The organism is Streptosporangium lutulentum, from assembly GCF_030811455.1.
Taxonomy (GTDB): Bacteria; Actinomycetota; Actinomycetes; order Streptosporangiales; family Streptosporangiaceae; genus Streptosporangium; species Streptosporangium lutulentum.
This window is the reverse complement of sequence record NZ_JAUSQU010000001.1, coordinates 914773-935521: the sequence shown is the minus strand read 5'-3', so window position 1 is coordinate 935521 and position 20749 is coordinate 914773. Positions and strand designations below refer to the sequence as shown.

Below are 20749 nucleotides of genomic sequence, written 5' to 3'. Positions count from 1 at the left end.
GACGGCCCTTGATCTGATTGACGCGGCGTTCCACGGTGTCGCGCGGCTCGTAGAGATCTCGATCATGGCTGACCGGGCGGCCACCGCGTCCGGGCGGACGCGGTGGCCTCCGACGCGCGGGCGGACCTTGATCCGCTCCGGCACCACGCGAAACCGCGAGCTGCCGTCGGCTTGCCCGGGGGCGAGGACGTTCGGCGAAGCGCACGTGTTCATGTGAACCCGTGGGGGGCGAGGTGCTCATGCCCCCTGTCTATGCGACGGCGTCTCCCAGGAACCTGGCGGCGTGGTCGAACGCCTGGTCGGCCTCGTCCATCACGCCGGCCATGAGCGGGTACACATGCGGCGCGCCGGCGACGACGTTCAGGCTGACGTCGACCTCGTGTTCCGCGGCTCGGACCGCCAGCCGGAGTGAGTCGTCGAGCAGGACCTCGGCTGAGCCGACCTGGATCAGCAGCGGGGGCAGACCGGTCAGGTCCGCCAGGAGCGGGCTGGCCAACTCGTCCTTCGGGTCGTGACCGGCGAGGTAGTGCTCGGCGTACTCCTCCATGTGCGCGCGGCTGAACAGCGGATCGGCATCACCGCGGGAGTCGAGGCTCACACCGGACAGCGTCAAATCCGTCCACGGCGAAAAGAGAGCCGCGGCCACCGGCAACGGCAGACCGTCCCGCCGCGCGGCCAGCATGGTGGCGAGGGCCAGCCCACCACCGGCGGATTCGCCCGCGATCACGATCCGGCGACCGGTCCCCAGCAGCTCTCTGTACGCCGCCAGCGCGTCGTCGATCGCCGCCGGGAACGGGTTCTCCGGCGCGAGGCGGTAGTCCAGTGACACCGCCGGAAGCCCGGTACGACGTGCGAGCGGCGCCGCGAGGCCGGCTCCCGTCCGGGCCGAGCCGACGACGTAGCCGCCTCCGTGCAGGTAGAAGATCACCGCGTCGCCGTCGGCACCCTCGACCTGGACGTCCAGGGCCGGAACACCTCCCAGCGTGCGAGGTGTCAGCGTGATGTCGTCGCCCAGCGGGCGCTCTGCGAACAGCCCGTCGAACTCGGCGCGCTGCTGAGCCGGCGTACGGCCGAGGTCGCCCTTGGTCATCATGGCTCGCGCCGCGGAGCGCTGGTCCTGTGTCATCGTCGTTCTCCCACTGATAGGTTCCTTGGAATGTAGTTCTCGAGAACTACATTCCAAGGAACCTAATTCCGGGGAAGGCTGTGACTGATCTCACATCGTTGTTCACGGACCTGGTCCGGGTGGAGACGCGGCTCTACAACGCGCTCGACGCCCGGCTGAAGGCCGAGCACGACCTGCCGCTGGGCCAGTTCGAGTTCCTGCGCTTCATCGCCCAGCGTGACATGGCCCGGGTCTACGATCTCGCGCACGAGACGGCCATCACGGTCGGCGCCACCAGCAAGGCCGTCGACCGGCTCGAGGCCGCCGGCCGCTGCCGTCGTGTCGCGAACCCGGACGACCGGCGGTCCTCGCTGGTCATGCTCACCCCGGAGGGCGAACGCCTCCTCGCCGAAGCCATCCCGACGGTCGAGGCCGAACTCCAGACCTGGATCGGCTCGGTGCTCCCGGCCGACGTCCTGGAGAACCTCGCGGTCAGCCTCTCCATGCTCCGCCAGCGGGCCGAGGCGGATCATCGTACGGATCGGGTGGAAACCTGATCGGATCCCGGTGCGGAGGCCGAGAGGGCAACCGCCGGCCTCAGAGTTCTCTCCACTCCCCTCAAAGGGAACATGATCCGCCTTGGGCCTGGTCCGACCCCGGTCGCCGCTTCTCAGGGCGGCATTCGAGATCCGCTTTCCTCACGGACCGCGTCGCGACCCGGTGGCCGGTCACAACCTGCCGAGGGCCTTGGCCAGCGCGGTCGCGGTGGAGGCGATCACCTTGTCATCGTTCGAGGTGTTGTTGAGGTTACGGTTGGTGAACACCGACAGGATGATCGGCGCGCTCGATCCGGGTGTCCAGACGATCGCCACGTCGTTGGCGGTGCCGTAGTTGCTCGCGCCGCCGGTGCCGGTCTTGTCACCGACCGTCCAGTTCTTGGGGAGTCCCGCCCGAATCCGGTTGGCGCCGGTGAGGCCGGCCTTCAGCCAGCCGACCAGCCGCGCTCGGTCGTGGGCATGGAGGGTCTTACCGGTAGTGATCTTAGTGAAGGTCTGCGCGGCCGCCTCGGGGGTGGTGGTGTCGCGCTTTTCGCCGGGCTTCCACTCGGTCAGCCCGGGCTCCGGTCGGTCCAGGCGACTCGTCTGATCACCGATGGCTCGGAAGAACTCGGTCAGCCCGCGCGGCCCGCCGATCTGCTTCAGCAGCGTGTTGCCCGCGAAGCCGTCGGATTTGGTGATCCCGGCGCGGCACAGCTGTGCAGGTGTCATGCCGGTGTCGGTGTATTCGGTGGTCTCCGGGGAGTTCGCGGTCAGCTCGGCCATCTCGGCAGGCTTCCAGCGAACCACCTTGTCCATCAGCCCGGGGTCGCTGGTGCGCGCTTTATGCAGCACTGCCGCGCACGCGAAAACCTTGAACATGGAGTTGAACGGGAAACTCTCGTCGGCTCGGTAGCCGACCGTTTTACCGGTCCCCAGATCGATGCCCATCGCGCCGATACGCCCATTGTAGGACTTCTCGAGTTCCTGCAGCGTCTTGTTCAGGTCGGAGGCGGAGGGGGCGTTGCTCCCCGACCGGGCGGTGACACCGGAGGTGCTCGTCTCGCCGGCGACGGCACCCGCCACATAGGCGGGACTGCCCAGCAGCAGCGCGGAAGCGGTCAACGTCGCGACCCCTAGCCGCAGTCGGAGATGTTGTGTCATGCCGAAGAGAAGATCACGAACCAGCCACGGGCGTCCAATATCAATATGGATCATTCCGCCATATCGATATGGATATCAATGATCGTCTCAAGCGCGGCTGACGCCAGTGAATGTGCGGTGTGACCTGCCCATACCCACAGAACAGTCGACTGCCCGATATGCGAGGCGCCGACAGGAAGCGCATGCCGGACCCAGAGAGGCAAGGTCGCGCCGAAGCACCACACGCCGCGCGTTGGCTTCGACATCGGCAACCGCAGGATCGGCCGACCATGGGCCGGCGGGTATTCTCGGCGGGCCGCAGGACCGTCTCAGGTCCACACAATCCGTACAGGCTGCGACCGGCTTCCTCTATGTGGACCAGAAGGTGCAGATCGAGATCGTGTGCCAGGAGGCCCAGCCTCGGGCGGCCTCCCTGCACCATGAACGTGGGCAGCCAGTGGAAGATCCCAGACAGGCCAAGCATGAGGCGGGAGAGGCCGGAGCAGGCGAAGGCCATGGTGAGGATGGCGAGGACCTGCCGGACCTTGTTTGGGATCTACAGATCGGGAGGCCCCCAGGGAGCAATGGCATGAACGGGGTCGTCGTGAATCGAGATCTCGCGTCGGGCGAGCGCAAATGTCGAGCAGAATTGCACAGCCTTTTCCAGGTGGAGGGCCGTGAAGGATTCCTCTGCCAGTACGGTCGTGTCGGGGCCGATGGTGAAGCCGGTGAGCACCACTTCATTATCCGGCTCCTGGCCATCGAGCGAGGCGAAGGTAAAACCCGGATTTCCATTGGCTTGCCAGGCGCCGAAGAACGAATGTTCGTAGCGGAGTTCCATAAGAGCAGGCTCGGGGCAACGCCAGCGGAATCGAGCCACCTCCATTCCTCCGCCAAAGCTGGCCCACCCGCTCCAGCCTCGTCCATCGGGGAGGAAGCCCAGCCAACTTGTCTCCATCGTTCCGTAGTCGTAGGGGCCGCTCTCCCAGAGGCCGACAAGAGTCTCAGCTTTCACGGTCACCAGGGTGCCATGACCGCAGCCCGTTGGCTTGAGGCAATCTTGCCGACACAAGCGCTGATCGCGGTTCATCACACCCGGCGTCCACCGCTTGAACCAGCGTGTCGCGGATCGTCCGAAGGTCGGCGATCTTCTGTTCCACCTCGGCGAGCTTCGCCGTTGCCCGTGCCTGCAAACCGCTGTCCGACGTGCCGTGACGATGCGCAACCGCCTCGACCAGATCGGCCACCTCAACCAGCGTGAAGCCCAGCCGTTGCGCCACCTTGATCACACGCAGGACGGTCACCGTTTCCGGCGGATACAGCCGATGCCCCCCGTTGCTCCGCTGCGGCTCTTGCAGCAGTCCCCGCCGATGGTAATAACGCAGCGTCTGAGCGTTGACCCCCGCCGCTTCGGCGACCTCTCCGGTACGCAGCCGTTTGTCGCTCATGACGCGACCTGGGGAGCCGCCTCGATCGCCCGAACCACCAGCCCGTCGAGCACCTTCGTGTGAACCGCGGGGACCTCGATGTCCAGGATCAGCCCATCACCGCCGGGGGTCAGGGTGAAGGCGAAGAACGAACAGCAACCTGTCTCTCGGGCCGTCAGGTCCCGCGCGGTCTCCTCCACGTGTGCTCCGCTTTCCAGTATCAGCCGCAGGTGAGTCGGCCCCACGCGTTCCAGTCCACGTAGTGCGGAGGCGAACAGGTCGTCGAACTCCGCCACCCGCAACGGCCGTTCCCCGGTCGGAAGCGTGCATTCAGCCGGCGCCCATTCCATGAGCTCTCCCATTGCCAAGGTCGCCCGTCTCTCATGCGAACGACCCCTACCGTCCGACGGTAAGCCTGTACCCGGGTACAGGATGCAACTCCCGCAGGGTCGCTCAGGTAAGAACCTGCCATCGAGTAGGAACGGGCCGGGCATCCCAGGGCCGCGGCAGACAGGATGATCTCAGTGTCACCCTTGCAGGGTCGGCCTGGTACGGGTCCGGGTCGCTCGTCCGGCCGTCGGCGTGTCGCCAACCCTGGTTAACGAGGGTCGACCGTTCTCTCAGGATCGGCCCTTACAGCAGGCCACGCCCCAGGGCTTCGGCGTAGTCGGGTCGCGTCCGATGTGCGCTCAAGCAAGACCGGCTTCGACAAGATCAAGACGGTTCGCGCGAACGCCACGCCACAGGAGGAGGCGACGGCGTCCCGTCACGATGCAGAACCACCACCGGCCCTCCGCCCAGCCCTTGCTTCACCTATCGAGATTCGATAGATTCTCATCGCAATTCGATGGGAGGACGGGTTATGGGAAAGCTGGCAGTGCGTGCGCTTCGCGCCGTGCTCGCGGTGGTGCTCGCCGGCACCGCGTTCGTACAGGCATCGATGGTGTGGACGTTGGTCAGCGGGAGCGACCCGGAGGACGGGTCGCTCCCGCTGACCCCGCTGCGCGTGATCACGATCCTGGGCATGGTGTCGGGCCAGGTCGCCCTGGTCAGCGTATGGCGGCTGGTGACGATGGTGCGACGCGGAACCGTGTTCTCCCACGCCGCCTTCCGGTACGTGGACGCCGTGATCGGCGCGATCGTGGCGGCTGCCCTCCTGTGGTTCGCGGTCACGGCCCTCAACGCGCCGGGCCAGCGGGCCGACCCGGGCGTCACCGTCATCATGGGCGGGGTCGGCCTGGCCATCCTGGGGGTCGCGCTCATCGTGCTCGTGCTGCGGATGCTGCTCGCCCAGGCCGTCGCGCGCGACGTCGAAGCGGCGCAGATGCAGGCCGAGTTGGACGAGGTGATCTGATGCCGATCGTCGTCGACATCGACGTGATGCTGGCCAGGCGGAAGATGTCCGTGGGCGACCTCGCGGACCGCGTAGGGATCACGCCCGCCAACCTGGCGGTACTCAAGAACGGCCGCGCCAAGGCGGTGCGCTTCGCGACGCTCGCCGCGCTCTGCGAAGTACTCAAGTGCCAACCGGGCGACCTGCTGCGCTGGGAGGCCGAGGACGCCGCGGGCGGATGACATGCCCCAGAAGGCTGTCCAGACCGTCCGAGCTTGGTTGATCGACCATCGCGGAGACTCGTGCACCGTGACGGTGTCACGGAGTTCAGCCGCTCCCGCTCCTCCGCGACCTCGGAGGTGACGGGAACGACGCGATCGATGAATCGCCGGTGAGGGCAGAGCTGCGCCTGTCCTGGTCCGCCGGTCCGGACCCAGTGGTCGCGAGTGCCGACCGGGCGCTGACCACCGAACGCGTGACGATCTGGATCACCGAAACGGTGGGCCGACAGCACGACAGGTCGAAAGGTTCGCGCTCACGCTCGTGCCGTCAAGCATCATTCGACGCCAAAGCGTCAAGCGCCAAACGAGACTCGGCACGGGTGTCCTTAAAGGATTGCCGAATTGTTCATATGAAAATCAAGGGGCGGCGAACCGCGCCGCACCGTGCCTAACCAACGCGCCGCGCAGGGGGCGCTTCACCGCACACGGACCACCTGGCCTCAAGGCACTTCCCTCATGGCCGATGTACTCTCTCCCCGCACCCACGATGCGTGTGAAAAGGAGCGACTTTGCTTCCTGACGAAGCGGACGAGATGCCCTTCGATTTCACCTACGGAGAGGTTCTCTTCTCGTTTGCTTACGGATTCGTGCGCTACGTGCTCATACTTGTCGGCCTGCTGCTCTGCATCGCCTTGATCACCGCCGTGATCGCTGTGGCGACCATGGCCGTTCTTCACCCTCTGCTCCGACGCCTTTCAAGCCTCCGGCGAGAGCCTCAACTCCAGGATGATCGCCAACCACAGGAGCCGGCTGCTTAGGCGGGGAAGGGCGTGGTTCGCGCAGAGGTCAGCCGGGCGGCTCGTCTCGCCGAGGAAGGCTGCAGCTTCATCACGAGTCGATAGAGCCCTCGCATCCGAGGCGGGTTTTCCTGCCAGTACTCCAAAGCGCGATGGACCGTCTCTCTTCCACAGACCTCGGCCACCCGACGGTCCAGTGTATATACCTGCGCTCTCATCATGATCGGTAGGCCGATCACGATGAGAAGTGTCAAAGACGCTGTCACCGCCAGAACGATCGAGCCGACCAGGAAGAACAGCAGCACCCCTGTTATGCCGATCGCGGCGCCGATGCTACGCGCAACTCGAGCCGGCACACCCTCCTTACGAAGGCGTTCGCGGTCAGACGCCGCGATGACCCATGCGAGATCCGCCTCCTGCGCATGCTCCGGCATGGTCTCGAAGGTGGCTCCGACGATGATCAACGAGCTCTTGCCGCGTCTCTTCAGCGTGCAGTCCGCTCCTTGGGGCGGTTCACCGTAGACCACGTCAGGTGGGTCAACACCAAATCGCTGGGATAACTCCTCAATACGGAGACGCAGCTTGTCGATATCCATTCGATCATCTTCGCGAGCAAAGATCACGTTGTAGTCGCAATCGACGTGTGAGCTGCCGCGGTTCTCCCGAGCCGGCTTCTCCGCTCGCCGCACCGTCGCCCCCGCCCGCGCCAGGCCCCGGGTCCCCGGGTCCCCAGGTCCGTGACGCGAAGCCGACCGAGCGGATCGCCGAGGTCCGCCGACGCTCGCGCGGTATCCATGGAGCTCCGCGTATCCATGCCGTCCCGCGCGGCAAGGGCAGCGCGATCTTCGAATTCGTCGGGACCCGGTGGTCACCGGCCGCACCATGGCCTCGGCTACCGCGGTCCGGCCGGCTACGAGACCGCGTCCGCGGCCTGACCACCACATCGGCGACGCCCGTCGAAACCGTCATTCCCCGGCCAGGCCGGTGTGGGCGACGCCGCGGACGATCTGGCGCTGGAAGAACACGAAGATGATCAGCAGCGGCAGGCCGGCCAGGACCACGGAGGCCATGATCTGCGCGTAGCGCACGCCGAAGGTGCCCTGCACCACGTTGGCCAGTCCCACCGGCAGGGTCATCGTGTTCGGGTCGGTGGAGACCAGGAACGGCCAGAGGAAGTTGTTCCAGGTCGTGATGAACGTGAAGATCGACACCGCGGCGAGCACCGGGCGCGAGAGCGGGAGCACGATGGTGAAGAACACCCGCCAGCGGCCGGCCCCGTCGACGAACGCGGCCTGTTCCAGCTCCGGGGGGACGCCCTGGAAGAACTTGTAGAGGATGTACACGATGACGGGCGCGGCGACCTGCGGCAGGATGATGCCCCACCAGGTGTCGACCAGCCCCAGCGCGACCATCTCGGCGAACAGCGGGGCGATCAGCACCTGCGGGGGAACCATGATCCCCGCGAGGATCACGGCGAGCAGCACGCGCCGCCCCCGGAACTGGGTGCGCGCGAAACCGTACGCCGCCATCGCCGAGAACAGCACGGTCATGACCGTCACGACGACCGCGGTGACGGTGGAGTTGATCGCCCACTTGACGATGCCGCCGGTGCCCAGGACCAGGCGGTAGGCGTCAAGGGTGACCTCACTGCCGACCCACTGCAACGGGATCTTGTTGGTGTCGGCCTCGGGCTTGAGCGAGGTGGCGACCGCCCAGGCGAGGGGCGCGAGCCAGACCACGGCGAGCGCCCCGGTGACGACGAGCAGGACCAGCTGGCCGGGGCTGAACCTTTTGGTCATCGGAGAGACTCCTCACGCTTGCGGAACAGCCGTAACTGCACCAGGGACACAGCGACGATCAGGATGAAAAGGATGTAGGAGACGGCCGAGGCGTAGCCGACGCGGTACCCCGTGAAGCCGATGTCGTAGGCGTACTCGATGATCGGGCGGGTGGAGTTCTCCGGGCCTCCGCCGGTCATCAGGTAGATCTGGTCGAAGACCTTCAGCGAGGCCAGCAGTTGCAGCACCACGACGAGGCCGGTGGTACGGCGGAGCATCGGCAGAGTGATCGACCGCAGCTTGTCCCAGGCAGAGGCGCCGTCGATCGCGGCGGCCTCGTACAGGTGCTCGGGAATGCTCTGCAGCGCGGCCAGGTAGAGCAGGAAGTTGAAGCCGACCGTCCACCAGACGGTGGTCATCACGACCGACCACATCGCCAGGTCCGGATCGCCCAGCCAGAGGATGTCGGTCCCGAACGTCCCGTTCAGCAGGCCGAAGCCGGGCTGATAGATCATCTGCAGCCAGAGCAGCGAGACCACGGCGGAGGGCAGCAGGAACGGCGCGAAGAACGACAGCCGCCACAGCCAGCGCATGAAGCGCAGATTGTGCACCAGCAGGGCGAACACCAGCCCCAGGACGACCAGGGGCACGGTGCTCAGCACGGTGTTCCAGAGAGAGCGCCACATCCTGGGGTCGCCGAACGCCTCGGCGTAGTTCGCTAAGCCGACGAACCCGGCGTTGGACCCGGCGATGTTGACGCTGGTCAGGCTCATCCTCAGGCCCAGCAGCAGCGGCCAGACCAGGAAGGCCACGTAGACCACGAGGAAGGGCGCGACGAACAGCAGCCCGTGCTGGGTCCAGCGGCGTCCCGCCCCGGTCTTCGCGACCGGCGCGGCGCCGGCGGGGGCTTCGACGGTGGTCGTCATCGGGGCTCCTCGGGGAAGGGGTTGGGTGCCTCCATCAGCCCGCGCAGGGCGGCCTTGGCCAGGGCCAGGCCCTGCTCGGGCGTGCGCGTTCCGGCGATCACCGGGGAGAACGCCTCACCGAACTCGATCCACAGCCTCGACGCCGATCCGGTGAACCACACCTGCGGGTCGAGTGCCACGTCGGTGATGACCGAGCGGTACTCCGACTGCGGGCTCAGTGCCAGGTACTCGGGCTCCTCCAGCGCGGGGAGGTAGGCGGGCACGTGACCGGCCACCGCCCAGTCGGCGCTGTTCTTGACCAGGTAGGCGATGAACCGGTAGGTCTCCCGCTCGATCCGCGGATCGCGGTCGCGCTGGTGGGGCAGGACGAAGACGTGGCAGTCGGCCTGGGCCGAGGCGCCGCCGAAGACCGAGGGGAAGCGCACCATGTTGAACGGCGTCTTCGCCTGCTTGAAGGTCGTGATCTCCCAGTCACCGTTCCACAGGAAGGCCGCGTCGCCGTTCTGGAAGGCGGCGACCGACGCCCCGTAGTCGGTGGTGGGGTCGCACAGTCCCTCCGCGCCCAGCGTGCGCATGAAGGAGAGCGCCTCCAGCGCCTTGGCGTCGTCGATCGTGATCGTGGTGCCGTCGTCCGACAGGAGGGTGCCGCCGCTCTGGGGGTACAGCGACCACCACACCCGCCACGGCCCCACCGTCCCGAGGCCGAGCGCGTCGAAGACCAGCGGGGGCTTGCCACCGAGGACGTCCTTGACCTCGCGCAGCGACTCCAGCAACTGGTCGGCGCCCTTGGTGGGCAGCAGCTTGCCGTCGCCGCCGAGCAGCCCGGCACGGCCGCAGACGTCGGTGTTGTAGTACTGGACCATGGGGTGGGCGTCGAACGGCACCGCGTACAGCACTCCGTCGACGTGGGCGCGTTCCCAGATGGGAGGGCTGAAGTCCTCGGCCCGCAGACCGTTCTCGGCGAGCAGGTCGAGGTTGATCGGATCCAGGATCAGGCCGGGGCCGATGCCGGGGAGCCGGGCGAGGTGAAAGGTCGCGAGATCGGGGGAACGGCCCCCGGCTCCCGCCATCGCGACCTTGGTGTAGTAGGGCTCGCCCCACTGCAGGACATTCTCCTCCACGAACAGGCCGGGGTTCTCCTTGGCGAACGCGCCGACCATCCCGTTCATGATGACCCCGTCGCTCGCGCCGAGGAAGTGCCAGTATCTGATGCGGGTCCGGGAGGAGCCCAGGTCCACGGGGAGGGAGCATCCGGAGCCGAGGAGCCCGAGGGCGAGGGCGCCGCCCAGCAGGCTCCTACGGGTGATCCGGGACGAGATCGAAGTCGGGAACGGGGTCGGTGGAGTGTCGTCCACTGTTGTCTCCAGGGAGCGAGGCCGCGTCTCCCCCGACGAGCGCGGCCGGATGGATCTCTACGGGCGGATGAGGCGGATCACATTCCACGAGACGGCCGGCAGCGTGATCTCCAGGGTCCCGTCGGCGAGACGGACGTCGGCGTTCGCTCGGGGAGCCACGGTGTCCGGGGCGTCGGCGGTGTTGCGGGAGTAGTGATCGGGGCCGGACAGCACGGTGGCCTCGGCGAGCCGTACCGGGCCGAGGGCACGCAGGTCGGCGGTGAGGGTGAGCGGCCGGTCGATCGAACGGTTGACCGCGAACAGCGTGGTGGCGCCGCTCTCCTCGTCGTGGGTGGCGACGGCGTCGAGGGCGGTGACCTCTCCGAATCTCGCGGTCTCGTGCGTCGGCGAGTCGGGCTCGACCCGCAGCACCTGGCCGGCCGCGTACCGGGAGGCCTGGGCGAAGGGGTGGAAGGTGGTCTGCTTCCAGGCCCTGCCGCCCGGTTCGGTCATGATGGGGGCGATGACGTTGACCAGCTGGGCCAGGCAGGCGGAGGTCACCCTGTCGCTGTGCCGTAGCAGCGAGATCAGCAGGCCGCCGAAGGTCACCGCGTCGGCCAGGTGGTAGTGGTCTTCGAGCAGGGGCGGGGCGACCGGCCAGTCCCGCGGCGGTTCGGCGTCGTGGAAACGGGACAGGTACCAGACGTTCCACTCGTCGAACGAGATGTTGAGCTTCTTCTTGCTCTTGAGCCGGGCTCCCACGCTGTCGGCCGTCGCCACCACCGAGTCGATGAAGTGGTCCATGTCCAGCGACGAGGCGAGGAAGCTCGCCAGGTCGCCGTCGTGCTCCTCGTAGTAGGCGTGGCAGGAGATGAAGTCCACCACGTCGTAGGTCTCCTCCAGCACGGTCGCCTCCCACGCGCCGAAGGTCGGCATGCTGGAACCGGAGCTCCCACAGGCCACGAGTTCCAGACCCGGGTCGATCATGCGCATGGCCCTGGCCGTCTCGGCTGCCAGCCGTCCGTACTCGCGGGCGGTCTTGTGGCCGATCTGCCACGGGCCGTCCATCTCGTTGCCCAGGCACCACATCCGGATCCCGTGCGGTTCCTTGGCGCCGTTCGCGATCCGCTGGTTCGACAGGTGGGTTCCGGCCTCGATGTTGCAGTACTCCAGCAGGTCCAGCGCCTCGGCGATGCCCCGGGTACCGAGGTTGACGGCCATCATCGGCTCCACCCCGGCCTTGCGGGTCCAGGCGACGAACTCGTCCAGGCCGAACTCGTTGGTCTCCGTGCTGTGCCAGGCCAGGTCGAGCCGCCGGGGCCGTCTGTCGCGCGGGCCGACGCCGTCCTCCCAGCGGTATCCGGACACGAAGTTCCCGCCGGGGTAGCGGGCCGTGGTGACACCCAGTTCGCGGGTGAGCTCCAGCACGTCGCGCCGGAAGCCGTCTTCGTCGGAGGTGGGATGGCCGGGCTCGTAGACGCCGGTGTAGACACACCGGCCGAGGTGTTCGACGAATGTTCCGAATGTGCGCCGATGGACGGGGGCCACCCTGAACGCGGGGTCGAGGGTGAGGTGCGCGGACAGCACAAAGATCTCCTCAGGTGCGACCAGCGCCGGCTTCCGGCGAGGCCGCCAAGCTCGTGGATTACCCGGGAAGTTAAGCGACTCCAGTTGTTAGCGCTAACATAACGAGGGACCAACGGTTACTTGGAGTGAGTGTTAACGCTCTCATGGGGGCGGGTCAAGTGTGAGTCAAATCACGATCCGATCACCGTGACGAACCCCCAGCTCATCGCGGACGACGTCCAGCTGGCCACTTTCACCCCGCGAGCCCCCCGAGTCCCCGAGCCCCGTGAACCCCGCTCGCCGAGGTCAGGAAGGGCGGTGAACCCTTCCTGACCACCGGCCGAGGCGGGGGGACCTACACGCCCTGTCCGGCGGCGCCCGGCGGAGACCAGCCCGTGTCGCGTGATCCCGCGGGCGGCGCCGTCACCGCGCCGCTCCGCCGTTCTCGATCGCGGTCCCGGCCGCCAGCACGCGGTCGAGGCGGATGGGCAGGTCCCGGTGGCGTACGCCGGTCGCGTGCCGGACGGCGTTGGCGATGGCCGCCGCGGTCCCGACGATTCCGACCTCGCCGAGGCCCTTGATCCCGGTGGGGTTGTAGGTGTCCGGGTCGTCGACCCAGTCGACCTCGATCACGGGCACGTCCGCGTTGGACGCCACGTGGTAGCCCGCGAGATCGGCGTTCACCAGGCCGCCGGACGCGGTGTCCCTGATCCCCTCCTCGTGCAACGCCATGGACAGTCCCATCGTCATCCCGCCGACGAGCTGGCTGCGCGCGGTCAGCGGGTTGACGACCCGGCCCACGGCGAAGATCCCGAACATCCGGCGCACTCGCACCTCCCCGCTGGTCACGTCCACCGCCACCTCGGCGAACTGCGCGCCGAAGGCATGACGTTCCTGCCCCTTCATGGCCTTGACCAGATCCGTCGTGTCCGCCCGGGCCGTGATCCCCTCACCCGGGATGTGGTCGACGAGGGTCAGTCTCTCCCGGAGCGCGGCCGCCGCCTCGGTGATCGCCCAGGCCCAGGAGGCGGTGCCCAGGGAACCGCCCGCGAGGAACGCGTGCCCGAAATCGCTGTCCGCGATCTTCACCCGGACCGTTTTCACGGGCACCGCCAGCGCGTCGGCGGCGATCTGGGCCAGCGCGGTACGGGCGCCGGTCCCGATGTCGGCCGCGGCGATCCGTACCGTGAAGGCGCCGTCCGCCTCGGCGGTGAGGGACGCCGAGGACGGTACGGTCCCGGCCGCGTGGGCCGCCGCGGCCACACCGGTCCCGACCAGCCACCGCCCGTCCCTGCGCGACCCGGGACGCGGGTCCCGGTCCGCCCAGCCGAACCGGCGCGCTCCCTCCTCGAAGCAGGCGACGAGGTTGCGGCTGCTGAACGGCAGCCCGGACGCGGGTGCGACCCCGGGTTCGTTGCGCAGGCGGAGCTCTATCGGGTCCAGGCCGACCCGCTCGGCGAGCTCGTCCATCGCCGACTCGAGGGCGAACGAGCCGGGAGCCCACCCCGGGGCGCGCATGAAGGACGGGGTCGGCGTGTCGAGCCGTACCACCCTGGTGCGGGTGCGCAGCGCGCCGGCGGCGTACATGACGCGGCTGGGCTGCCCGCTCTGCTCCGTGTACTCGTGGACGGTGGAGGAGAACGAGGCCGCCTCGTGGTCGAGCGCCCGCAGCCGCCCGTCGGGGGCGGCGCCCAGCCGGACCCGCTGTGCCGTCGCGGGCCGGAGTCCGACCAGCGAGAACATCTGCCGGCGGGTGAGGACGACCCGGACCGGCCGGTCGAGCACGGTGGCGGCCATCGCCGCGAGGATCAGGTGCGGGCGCATCAGGCCCTTGGACCCGAAGGCCCCGCCGACGTGCTCCGACCGCACCCGCACCGAGGTCGCGTCGAGGAAGAACAGCTTGGCCAGGTCCTGTGCGACGGCGTGGGAGCCCTGGTTGGAGTCGATCGCCTCCAGCCGGCCGTTCTCCCACCGCACCACCGCGGCATGGGGCTCCATCGCGCTGTGGTATTCCTCGGGCGTGGTGTACCGCTGGTCCACCACCACGGGGGACGCGGCCAGCTCGGCCTCGACGTCCCCGTTCTCCATGTCCGTGTTGCCCCGGATCCCGCCGTCCGGGGTGTACAGGCCGGGGTGGTCGCCGGAGAAGACGACGTCGTGCGGCTCCTCGTCGTAGGTGACGGAAAGCGCCTCGGCCCCCGCCCTGGCCTGCTCCGGGGTCTCCGCGACCACCAGCGCCACGGACCAGCCGAAGTGCGGCACCCGGTCGTCCTGCAGGATCTGCAGGGTCGCGTCGGGCCCCATCATGCCCACTCCCGGCCGCAGGCGCGGCGCGTTCTCGTGGTGCAGGACGGAGATCACGCCGGGCATCGCGAGGACGGGCTCGGTGTCGATGGAACGGATCCGGCCGCGGGCCACGGTCGAGGTCACCAGCCAGCCGTACGCGAGTTCGGCGAAGGGCACCTCCCCGGCGTAGCGGGCCGCTCCGGTGACCTTGGCGCGGCCCTCCAGCCGGGTGTGCGAGGTGCCGACGGCGCCGGAGGAGCGGGTGGGCGCGGCGGTGGTGACGGCCGTGCCGGTGGAGGCCACCGCGGTGGACGGGGCGGACGCGGACGGGGCGGTCTGCGTGGTCATCGGACGGCCTCCTGGGTGAGCTCGGTCAGCATGGTCACGACCAGATTCCGGATCAGCGGCACCTTGTACCCGTTGTGCGTCAGGGGCCTGGCCGCGGCCAGCTCGGCGTCGGCCGCGGCGGCGAACGCCTCGGCCGTCGCCGGTCCGCCGGTCAGCGCTCGTTCGGCCTCCCGCGCGCGCCACGGCCGGGACGCGACCGCACCGAAGGCGAGCCGCACATCCCGTACGGTGCCGTCCTCGACGTCCAGGGCGGCCGCGATCGAGCCGTTGGCGAACGCGTAGGACGCGCGCTCCCGCACCTTGCGGTAACGGGACAGGGCCGCCACCGGGGCGGCCGGAAGGGTCACTCCGGTGATCAGCGCGCCGGGCGGCAGCGCGGTCTCGCGGTGCGGGGTGTCGCCGACCGGAAGATAGAACTCCGGCAGTGACAGCTCGGCGGGTCCGTCAGCCGTGTGAACGGAGACGACGGCGTCGAAGGCGGCGAGCGCCACTCCCATGTCCGAGGGATGGGTGGCCACGCAGTGCTCGGACCAGTCGAGGATGGCGTGGTTGTGATGCTCGCCCTTGAGCGCCGGGCACCCGCTGCCGGGCACCCGCTTGTTGCACGGCTGGGCCGTGTCGCCGAAGTACCCGCAGCGGGTGCGCTGCAGCAGGTTCCCCCCGACGGTGGCCATGTTGCGCAGCTGGCCGGACGCGCCCGCGAGCACCGCCTGGGCCAGTGCCGGGTAGCGGCGTCTGACCTCGGGGTTCGCGGCGAGGTCGCTGTTGGTCACGGTCGCGCCGATCTTCAGTGCCCCGTCGTCCGCGACCTCGATCCGGTCGAGCGGGAGCTCGCGGACGTCGACCAGCAGCGAGGGGTTCTCCACGCCGGCCTTCATCAGGTCGACGAGGTTGGTGCCGCCGCCGAGGAAGCGGGCCTCGGGGTTCGTGGTGAGCAGGGCGACCGCCTCGGGCACCTCGGTCACGCGCCTGTAGCCGAACTCTCTCATGCCGTCACCCGCGCCCCGCCGGCCTGAACCGTGTCACCGGCGGATTCGCGTTCCGCCGCCGCCTGCGACGCCGCCGCCGCGACCGCGCGCACGATCGACACGTACGCTCCGCACCGGCACAGGTTGCCGCTCATCCGCTCCCGTATCTCGTCGTCGTCGAGTGAGGGCGGCCCCGCTTCGGGCCGGACGTCGGCCGTGGCGGCGCTCGGCCAGCCCGCGGCGTGCTCCTCGATCACGGCGACCGCGGAGCAGACCTGACCGGCCGTGCAGTAGCCGCACTGGTAGCCGTCGAAGTCGAGGAACGCCTGCTGCACCGGATGCAGCCGCTCGCCGTCGGCCACGCCCTCGATCGTGGTGACCGCGCGCCCCTCGGCGGCGACCGCGAGCTGAAGGCAGGAGTTGGCCCGCCGGCCGTCGAGGAGCACGGTGCAGGCTCCGCACTGCCCGTGGTCGCAGCCCTTCTTCGTCCCTGTCAGATCGAGGCGTTCCCTCAGGGCGTCGAGCAGGGTGGTGCGGTTGTCGACCGTGAGTGAATATGTTTCGCCGTTGACACGTAGCGAAATGGCACTGGACGTGGTGTCCATTACATCTCCTGAAGACAAGGCGTTGGAGGTCCGCCGCCGACGGCCGGGACGCGAGCGGTCCCGCCTCCGGTACCGGAGGCGTTCTCGGAGGACGACGGACGGTTCGCCGATCAGATCGATGCCCGCGACGACCTCGCCGGTGGTGGACTCATGGGTGAACCGGGTGGTGATGCCGTCATGACGATCCTGTTCCCGGCAGCGGAACCGAGGTCGCGGCGGCCGCCGGCCGAAGGACCCTCCGATGCCTGACAGGGTAAGCGGAGGATGCTCCATTTAGCAACCGGCGACCGGCACCCCGGGTGGACGCCCGTGAAGGGCGGCCAAGCACGGCGTCGTAGCCCGTCCGCATCTCCTGATCCTCATGTCCGTCTCTGGTACATCCCGGATTCGGGAGAGTTTATCGGGGCCGGTGACGGCGTGGATTCGCGGCACCCGTTCCCCCGCGTGAGCGGGCCGTCCGGCGGGCGCCCTCGCGTGCCCGTCCGGCGGGCACGCGTTTCCCGAGCGAATTAAGCGAATCCTTAGGTGGCTGTTGACAGTGCTATCGGACGGGGGTCCACTTGGCTGCCAAGCACCAGACAAGGGGGTGTCGCATGCAGGTTCCGGCCCCGCTGGAATACGAGCGTGCCACCAGCGTCGATCACGCCATCGGGTTGCTGGAGCGGCTGGGCGGCTCCGCGCGGCTCCTCGCGGGTGGCCACAGCCTGCTCCCGATGATGAAGCTCCGGCTGGCCAACCCGGAGTATCTGATCGACATCAACGAACTCCACGGCGAACTGGGCTACATCCGGATGGAGCCGGCCCGGATCCGTATCGGCGCGATGACCCGGCACCGCGAGTTGCTCGAGTCGGACGCGCTCGCCGCGACTTTCCCGATCTTCCGTGACGCCGAGCGGGTCATCGCCGATCCGGTCGTCCGCAACCGCGGCACCCTGGGCGGCTCGCTGTGCCAGGCCGACCCGTCGGAGGATCTGTCCGCGGTGTGCACCACCCTCGGAGCAAGCTGCGTGATCCGCAACCGGACCGGCGAGCGGGTCGTGACGATGGAGGAGTTCCATCGCGGCCCCTACGAGACCGCCGTCGGGGACGGCGAGATGCTGATCGAGATCCGCATCCCGGTGCGGGAGGGCGGGTCCAGCGCCTACGAGAAGGTCGAGCGCCGCGCGGGCGACTGGGCGATCGCGTCCGCGGGCACGGCCGTCTGGCTGGACGGCGAGGTGATCGCCGACGCCCGGGTGGGCCTCGCCGCGGTGGGCCCGAACACGACGGGACTCCCCGCGGTCTCCGAGGCGCTGCGCGGGAGACGACCGTCCGAGGAGCTCTATGAGCGGGCCGGCGCCCTCGCCGCGGAGAGCTGCGACCCGGTCACCGACATGCGCGGCAGCGCCGACTACAAGCGCCACCTCGCCAAGGAACTCACCAAGCGGGCCCTGCGCCGGTCCGTCGCCCGGATCAACGAGGGGGCCTGACATGCAGGTTTCGATGACCGTCAACGGCGAGGAGATCACCAGGGAGATCGAGGGCCGCCTGCTCCTGGTCCACTTCCTGCGCGACCATCTCGGCCTGACGGGCACCCACTGGGGCTGCGACACCAGCAACTGCGGCACCTGCGTGGTGTGGCTCGACGGTGAGCCCGTCAAGTCGTGCACCATGCTCGCGGCGACGGCCGGCGGCCACGAGGTGCGCACGGTGGAAGACCTTGAGCGGGACGGCGAGCTCGATCCGGTGCAGCGGGGATTCATGGAGTGCCACGGGCTGCAGTGCGGGTTCTGCACGCCCGGCATGATGATGACCGCGCGAGCCCTGCTCGACCGCAACCCCGACCCGTCGGCGCAGGAGATCCGTGAGGCGATCTCCGGCCAGATCTGCCGGTGCACCGGCTACGCGACCATCATCCGTTCCGTGCGATGGGCCGCCGCTCACGAGGCCGGCTCGCAGGCGCACGAGGCGGACTCGCCCACCGTCACCACCGGGACCGCCTCATGACCACCGTCGACCAGCGTCCGGCCTCCGAGTTCGAGAACAACGACCAGAAGCCGGTCGGCCACGGCCGGATGCTCCGCAAGGAGGACCCGAGGTTCATCCGGGGCAAGGGCCGCTACTGCGACGACGTGCAGCTGCCGGGCATGCTGCATCTGGCGATCCTCCGCTCCCCCGTCGCGCACGCCCGGATCGTGAGCATCGACACCAGCGCGGCCGAGGCGCATCCGAAGGTCAAGGCGGTCGTCACCGGGGCCGCCCTGGCCGAGATGGGGCTGGCCTGGATGCCGACCCTGTCAGGCGACGTGCAGGCCGTCCTGGCGACCGACAAGGTCCGCTTCCAGGGCCAGGAGGTCGCGTTCGTCGTGGCGGAGGACCGCTACGCGGCCCGCGACGCCCTCGAACTGATCGATGTCGAGTACGACGTGCTCGAACCCGTGATCGACGTCCGCAGAGCCCTCGATCCCGGCGCGCCCGTCATCCGCGACGACCTGGACGGCAAGGAGAACAACCACGTCTTCGACTGGGAGACCGGGGACGAGGCGGCCACCGAGGCGGTGTTCGCGGCGGCCGACGTCGCCGTCACCCAGGACATCGTCTATCCCCGCGTGCACCCCGCGCCGATGGAGACCTGCGGGTCCGTCGCCGACTACGACCGGATCGACGGCAGGCTGACGCTGTGGTCCACGACGCAGGCGCCACACGCCCACCGCACGCTGTACGCGATCGTCGCCGGCCTGCCCGAGCACAAGATCCGGGTCATCGCGCCGGACATCGGCGGCGGCTTCGGGGGCAAGGTCCCGATCTATCCCGGCTACGTCTGCTCGATCGTGGCCTCGATCGTCACCGGCAAGCCGGTGAAGTGGATGGAGGACCGCTCCGAGAACCTCACGAGCACCGGCTTCGCCCGCGACTACATCATGCGCGGCGAGATCGCGGCGACCGGGGACGGGAGGATCCTGGCCATCCGCACCAACGTGCTCGCCGACCACGGCGCCTTCAACGGGGTCGCCGCGCCGGTGAAGTACCCGGCCGGTTTCTTCGGCGTGTTCACCGGCAGTTACGACCTGCAGGCCGCCTACTGCAAGATGACGGCCGTCCACACGAACAAGGCGCCGGGCGGCGTCGCCTACGCCTGCTCGTTCCGGATCACCGAGGCCGTGTATCTCGTCGAGCGCCTGGTCGACTGCCTGGCGTACGAGCTCAAGATGGACCCGGTCGAGCTGCGCGTCAAGAACTTCATCCAGCCCGAGCAGTTCCCTTACAAGACCAAGACCGGCTGGGTCTACGACTCGGGCGACTACGAGCCGACCATGCGCAAGGCCATGGAGATCGCCGGCTACGACGAGCTGCGCGCGGAGCAGGCCGAGCGGCGCGCCCGCGGCGAGCTGATGGGAATCGGCGTCTGCTTCTTCACCGAGGCGGTCGGCGCGGGTCCGCGCAAGGACATGGACATCCTGGGGCTGGGCATGGCCGACGGGTGCGAGCTGCGCGTCCACCCGACCGGCAAGGCCGTCGTGCGCCTGTCGGTGCAGAGCCAGGGGCAGGGCCACGAGACCACCTTCGCGCAGATCGTCGCCGAGGAGATCGGCATCCCGCCCGCCGACATCGACGTCGTGCACGGCGACACCGACCAGACGCCGTTCGGGCTCGGTACCTACGGCAGCCGGTCCACCCCGGTGTCCGGCGCGGCGGCGGCCCTGGTGGCCCGCAAGGTGCGCGACAAGGCGCGCCTCATCGCCTCGGGGATGCTGGAGGTCTCCGTCGCAGACCTGGAGTGGCAGAAGGGCTCGTTCCACGTCAAGGGCGACCCGGGGAAGTCCGTCACGATCCAGGACATCGCGATGAGGGCACACGGCGCGGGAGACCTGCCCGAGGGGGTCGAGGGCGGGCTTGAGGCGCAGATCTGCTACAACCCGGAGAACCTCACCTACCCGCACGGCGCCTACATCTGCGTCGTCGACATCGACCCGGGCACCGCCCAGGTCAAGGTGCGGCGGTTCATCGCGGTGGACGACTGCGGCACCCGGATCAACCCGATGATCATCGAAGGCCAGGTGCACGGCGGTCTCACCGACGGCGTCGGCATGGCCCTGATGGAGATGATCGCCTTCGACGAGGACGGCAACTGCCTGGGCGGATCGCTCATGGACTATCTCATCCCGACCTCGCTGGAGGTTCCCGACTGGGAGACCGGGTTCACCGTGACCCCCTCGCCGCATCATCCGATCGGCGCGAAGGGCGTCGGCGAGTCGGCGACGGTCGGCTCCCCTCCGGCGATCGTCAACGCGGTCGTCGACGCGCTCAAACCGTTCGGCATCCGCCACGCCGACATGCCACTCACCCCCTCGCGGGTGTGGGACGCCATGCGTGGCGCGCCGCAGCCGCCGATCTGA

General features: G+C 68.8%; 20 protein-coding genes and 1 pseudogene. 8 read left to right on the top strand and 13 right to left on the bottom strand.

From position 1 onward, the window contains the following. Positions 1 to 250: 250 nt before the first annotated feature. The gene (locus J2853_RS03980) at positions 251 to 1126 is read right to left on the bottom strand and encodes an alpha/beta hydrolase (RefSeq protein ID WP_307555071.1); all 876 of its coding nucleotides are present in this window, start codon (positions 1124 to 1126) and stop codon (positions 251 to 253) included. An 80-nt stretch (positions 1127 to 1206) separates the two neighbouring features. Between J2853_RS03980 and J2853_RS03975 the strand changes: the two genes are divergently transcribed. Beyond that, on the top strand, positions 1207 to 1662 hold the full coding sequence (locus J2853_RS03975; protein WP_307555069.1) for a MarR family winged helix-turn-helix transcriptional regulator: 456 nt from the start codon (positions 1207 to 1209) through the stop codon (positions 1660 to 1662). Between the two features lie 171 nt (positions 1663 to 1833). On the opposite strand, the gene bla is transcribed toward J2853_RS03975, so the two are convergent. Continuing rightward, a complete protein-coding gene (gene bla, locus J2853_RS03970; RefSeq protein ID WP_307555068.1) occupies positions 1834 to 2859 on the bottom strand; it encodes a class A beta-lactamase in 1026 nt (341 codons plus the stop codon). A gap of 96 nt (positions 2860 to 2955) precedes the next feature. On the opposite strand from bla, the pseudogene J2853_RS48185 reads away from it, so the two are divergent. After that, a pseudogene (locus J2853_RS48185) lies at positions 2956 to 3228 on the top strand (hypothetical protein); the annotation flags it as partial. A 112-nt stretch (positions 3229 to 3340) separates the two neighbouring features. Here J2853_RS48185 and J2853_RS03965 read toward each other — a convergent pair. The 3 genes from J2853_RS03965 to J2853_RS03955 are packed head-to-tail and all read right to left on the bottom strand — an operon-like array spanning position 3341 to position 4561. Further along, on the bottom strand, positions 3341 to 3799 hold the full coding sequence (locus J2853_RS03965) for a hypothetical protein (RefSeq protein ID WP_307555067.1): 459 nt from the start codon (positions 3797 to 3799) through the stop codon (positions 3341 to 3343). Then, a complete protein-coding gene (locus J2853_RS03960) occupies positions 3789 to 4232 on the bottom strand; it encodes a MerR family transcriptional regulator (protein ID WP_307555065.1) in 444 nt (147 codons plus the stop codon). Before J2853_RS03960 ends, J2853_RS03965 begins: the two co-directional genes overlap by 11 nt. Beyond that, complete coding sequence (locus J2853_RS03955; protein WP_307555063.1) at positions 4229 to 4561, bottom strand: hypothetical protein; 333 nt, start codon at positions 4559 to 4561, stop codon at positions 4229 to 4231. Before J2853_RS03955 ends, J2853_RS03960 begins: the two co-directional genes overlap by 4 nt. A 512-nt stretch (positions 4562 to 5073) precedes the next feature. On the opposite strand from J2853_RS03955, the gene J2853_RS03950 reads away from it, so the two are divergent. The 3 genes from J2853_RS03950 (at position 5074) to J2853_RS03940 (ending at position 6583) form a co-directional block, all read left to right on the top strand. Next, the gene (locus J2853_RS03950) at positions 5074 to 5565 is read left to right on the top strand and encodes a DUF2975 domain-containing protein (RefSeq protein ID WP_307555061.1); all 492 of its coding nucleotides are present in this window, start codon (positions 5074 to 5076) and stop codon (positions 5563 to 5565) included. Beyond that, complete coding sequence (locus J2853_RS03945) at positions 5565 to 5786, top strand: helix-turn-helix domain-containing protein (protein WP_046086987.1); 222 nt, start codon at positions 5565 to 5567, stop codon at positions 5784 to 5786. Before J2853_RS03950 ends, J2853_RS03945 begins: the two co-directional genes overlap by 1 nt. A gap of 548 nt (positions 5787 to 6334) precedes the next feature. After that, the gene (locus J2853_RS03940; RefSeq protein WP_307555054.1) at positions 6335 to 6583 is read left to right on the top strand and encodes a hypothetical protein; all 249 of its coding nucleotides are present in this window, start codon (positions 6335 to 6337) and stop codon (positions 6581 to 6583) included. Here the strand turns inward: J2853_RS03940 and J2853_RS03935 are convergent. From J2853_RS03935 to J2853_RS03900, 8 genes are all read right to left on the bottom strand, one after another. After that, a complete protein-coding gene (locus J2853_RS03935) occupies positions 6580 to 7158 on the bottom strand; it encodes a hypothetical protein (protein WP_307555052.1) in 579 nt (192 codons plus the stop codon). The two genes, J2853_RS03940 and J2853_RS03935, sit on opposite strands and share 4 nt — an antisense overlap. A gap of 369 nt (positions 7159 to 7527) precedes the next feature. Next, on the bottom strand, positions 7528 to 8361 hold the full coding sequence (locus tag J2853_RS03930; RefSeq protein WP_307555050.1) for a carbohydrate ABC transporter permease: 834 nt from the start codon (positions 8359 to 8361) through the stop codon (positions 7528 to 7530). After that, on the bottom strand, positions 8358 to 9266 hold the full coding sequence (locus J2853_RS03925; RefSeq protein ID WP_307555048.1) for a carbohydrate ABC transporter permease: 909 nt from the start codon (positions 9264 to 9266) through the stop codon (positions 8358 to 8360). Before J2853_RS03925 ends, J2853_RS03930 begins: the two co-directional genes overlap by 4 nt. After that, the gene (locus tag J2853_RS03920) at positions 9263 to 10621 is read right to left on the bottom strand and encodes an extracellular solute-binding protein (RefSeq protein WP_307555046.1); all 1359 of its coding nucleotides are present in this window, start codon (positions 10619 to 10621) and stop codon (positions 9263 to 9265) included. The genes J2853_RS03925 and J2853_RS03920 overlap by 4 nt, the downstream gene beginning before the upstream one ends. Before the next feature lie 57 nt (positions 10622 to 10678). Further along, positions 10679 to 12187, bottom strand: a complete 1509-nt coding sequence (gene arfA, locus J2853_RS03915) for an arabinosylfuranosidase ArfA (protein ID WP_307555044.1) — start codon at positions 12185 to 12187, stop codon at positions 10679 to 10681. A 402-nt stretch (positions 12188 to 12589) separates the two neighbouring features. Next, the gene (locus J2853_RS03910) at positions 12590 to 14800 is read right to left on the bottom strand and encodes a xanthine dehydrogenase family protein molybdopterin-binding subunit (RefSeq protein WP_307555042.1); all 2211 of its coding nucleotides are present in this window, start codon (positions 14798 to 14800) and stop codon (positions 12590 to 12592) included. Next, positions 14797 to 15789, bottom strand: coding sequence for an FAD binding domain-containing protein (locus J2853_RS03905; protein WP_307555040.1), 993 nt, complete (start codon positions 15787 to 15789; stop codon positions 14797 to 14799). The genes J2853_RS03910 and J2853_RS03905 overlap by 4 nt, the downstream gene beginning before the upstream one ends. Then, entirely contained in the window at positions 15786 to 16373 is a 588-nt protein-coding gene (locus J2853_RS03900; RefSeq protein WP_307555037.1) for a 2Fe-2S iron-sulfur cluster-binding protein, read from the bottom strand. The genes J2853_RS03905 and J2853_RS03900 overlap by 4 nt, the downstream gene beginning before the upstream one ends. A 593-nt stretch (positions 16374 to 16966) precedes the next feature. Here J2853_RS03900 and J2853_RS03895 point away from each other — a divergent pair. The 3 genes from J2853_RS03895 to J2853_RS03885 are packed head-to-tail and all read left to right on the top strand — an operon-like array spanning position 16967 to position 20749. After that, on the top strand, positions 16967 to 17842 hold the full coding sequence (locus J2853_RS03895) for an FAD binding domain-containing protein (RefSeq protein WP_307555035.1): 876 nt from the start codon (positions 16967 to 16969) through the stop codon (positions 17840 to 17842). A 1-nt stretch (position 17843) separates the two neighbouring features. Then, a complete protein-coding gene (locus tag J2853_RS03890) occupies positions 17844 to 18359 on the top strand; it encodes a (2Fe-2S)-binding protein (RefSeq protein WP_307555033.1) in 516 nt (171 codons plus the stop codon). Then, positions 18356 to 20749 (top strand): aerobic carbon-monoxide dehydrogenase large subunit, encoded by a 2394-nt coding sequence (locus J2853_RS03885; protein ID WP_307555031.1) that lies wholly within the window; start codon positions 18356 to 18358, stop codon positions 20747 to 20749. The genes J2853_RS03890 and J2853_RS03885 overlap by 4 nt, the downstream gene beginning before the upstream one ends.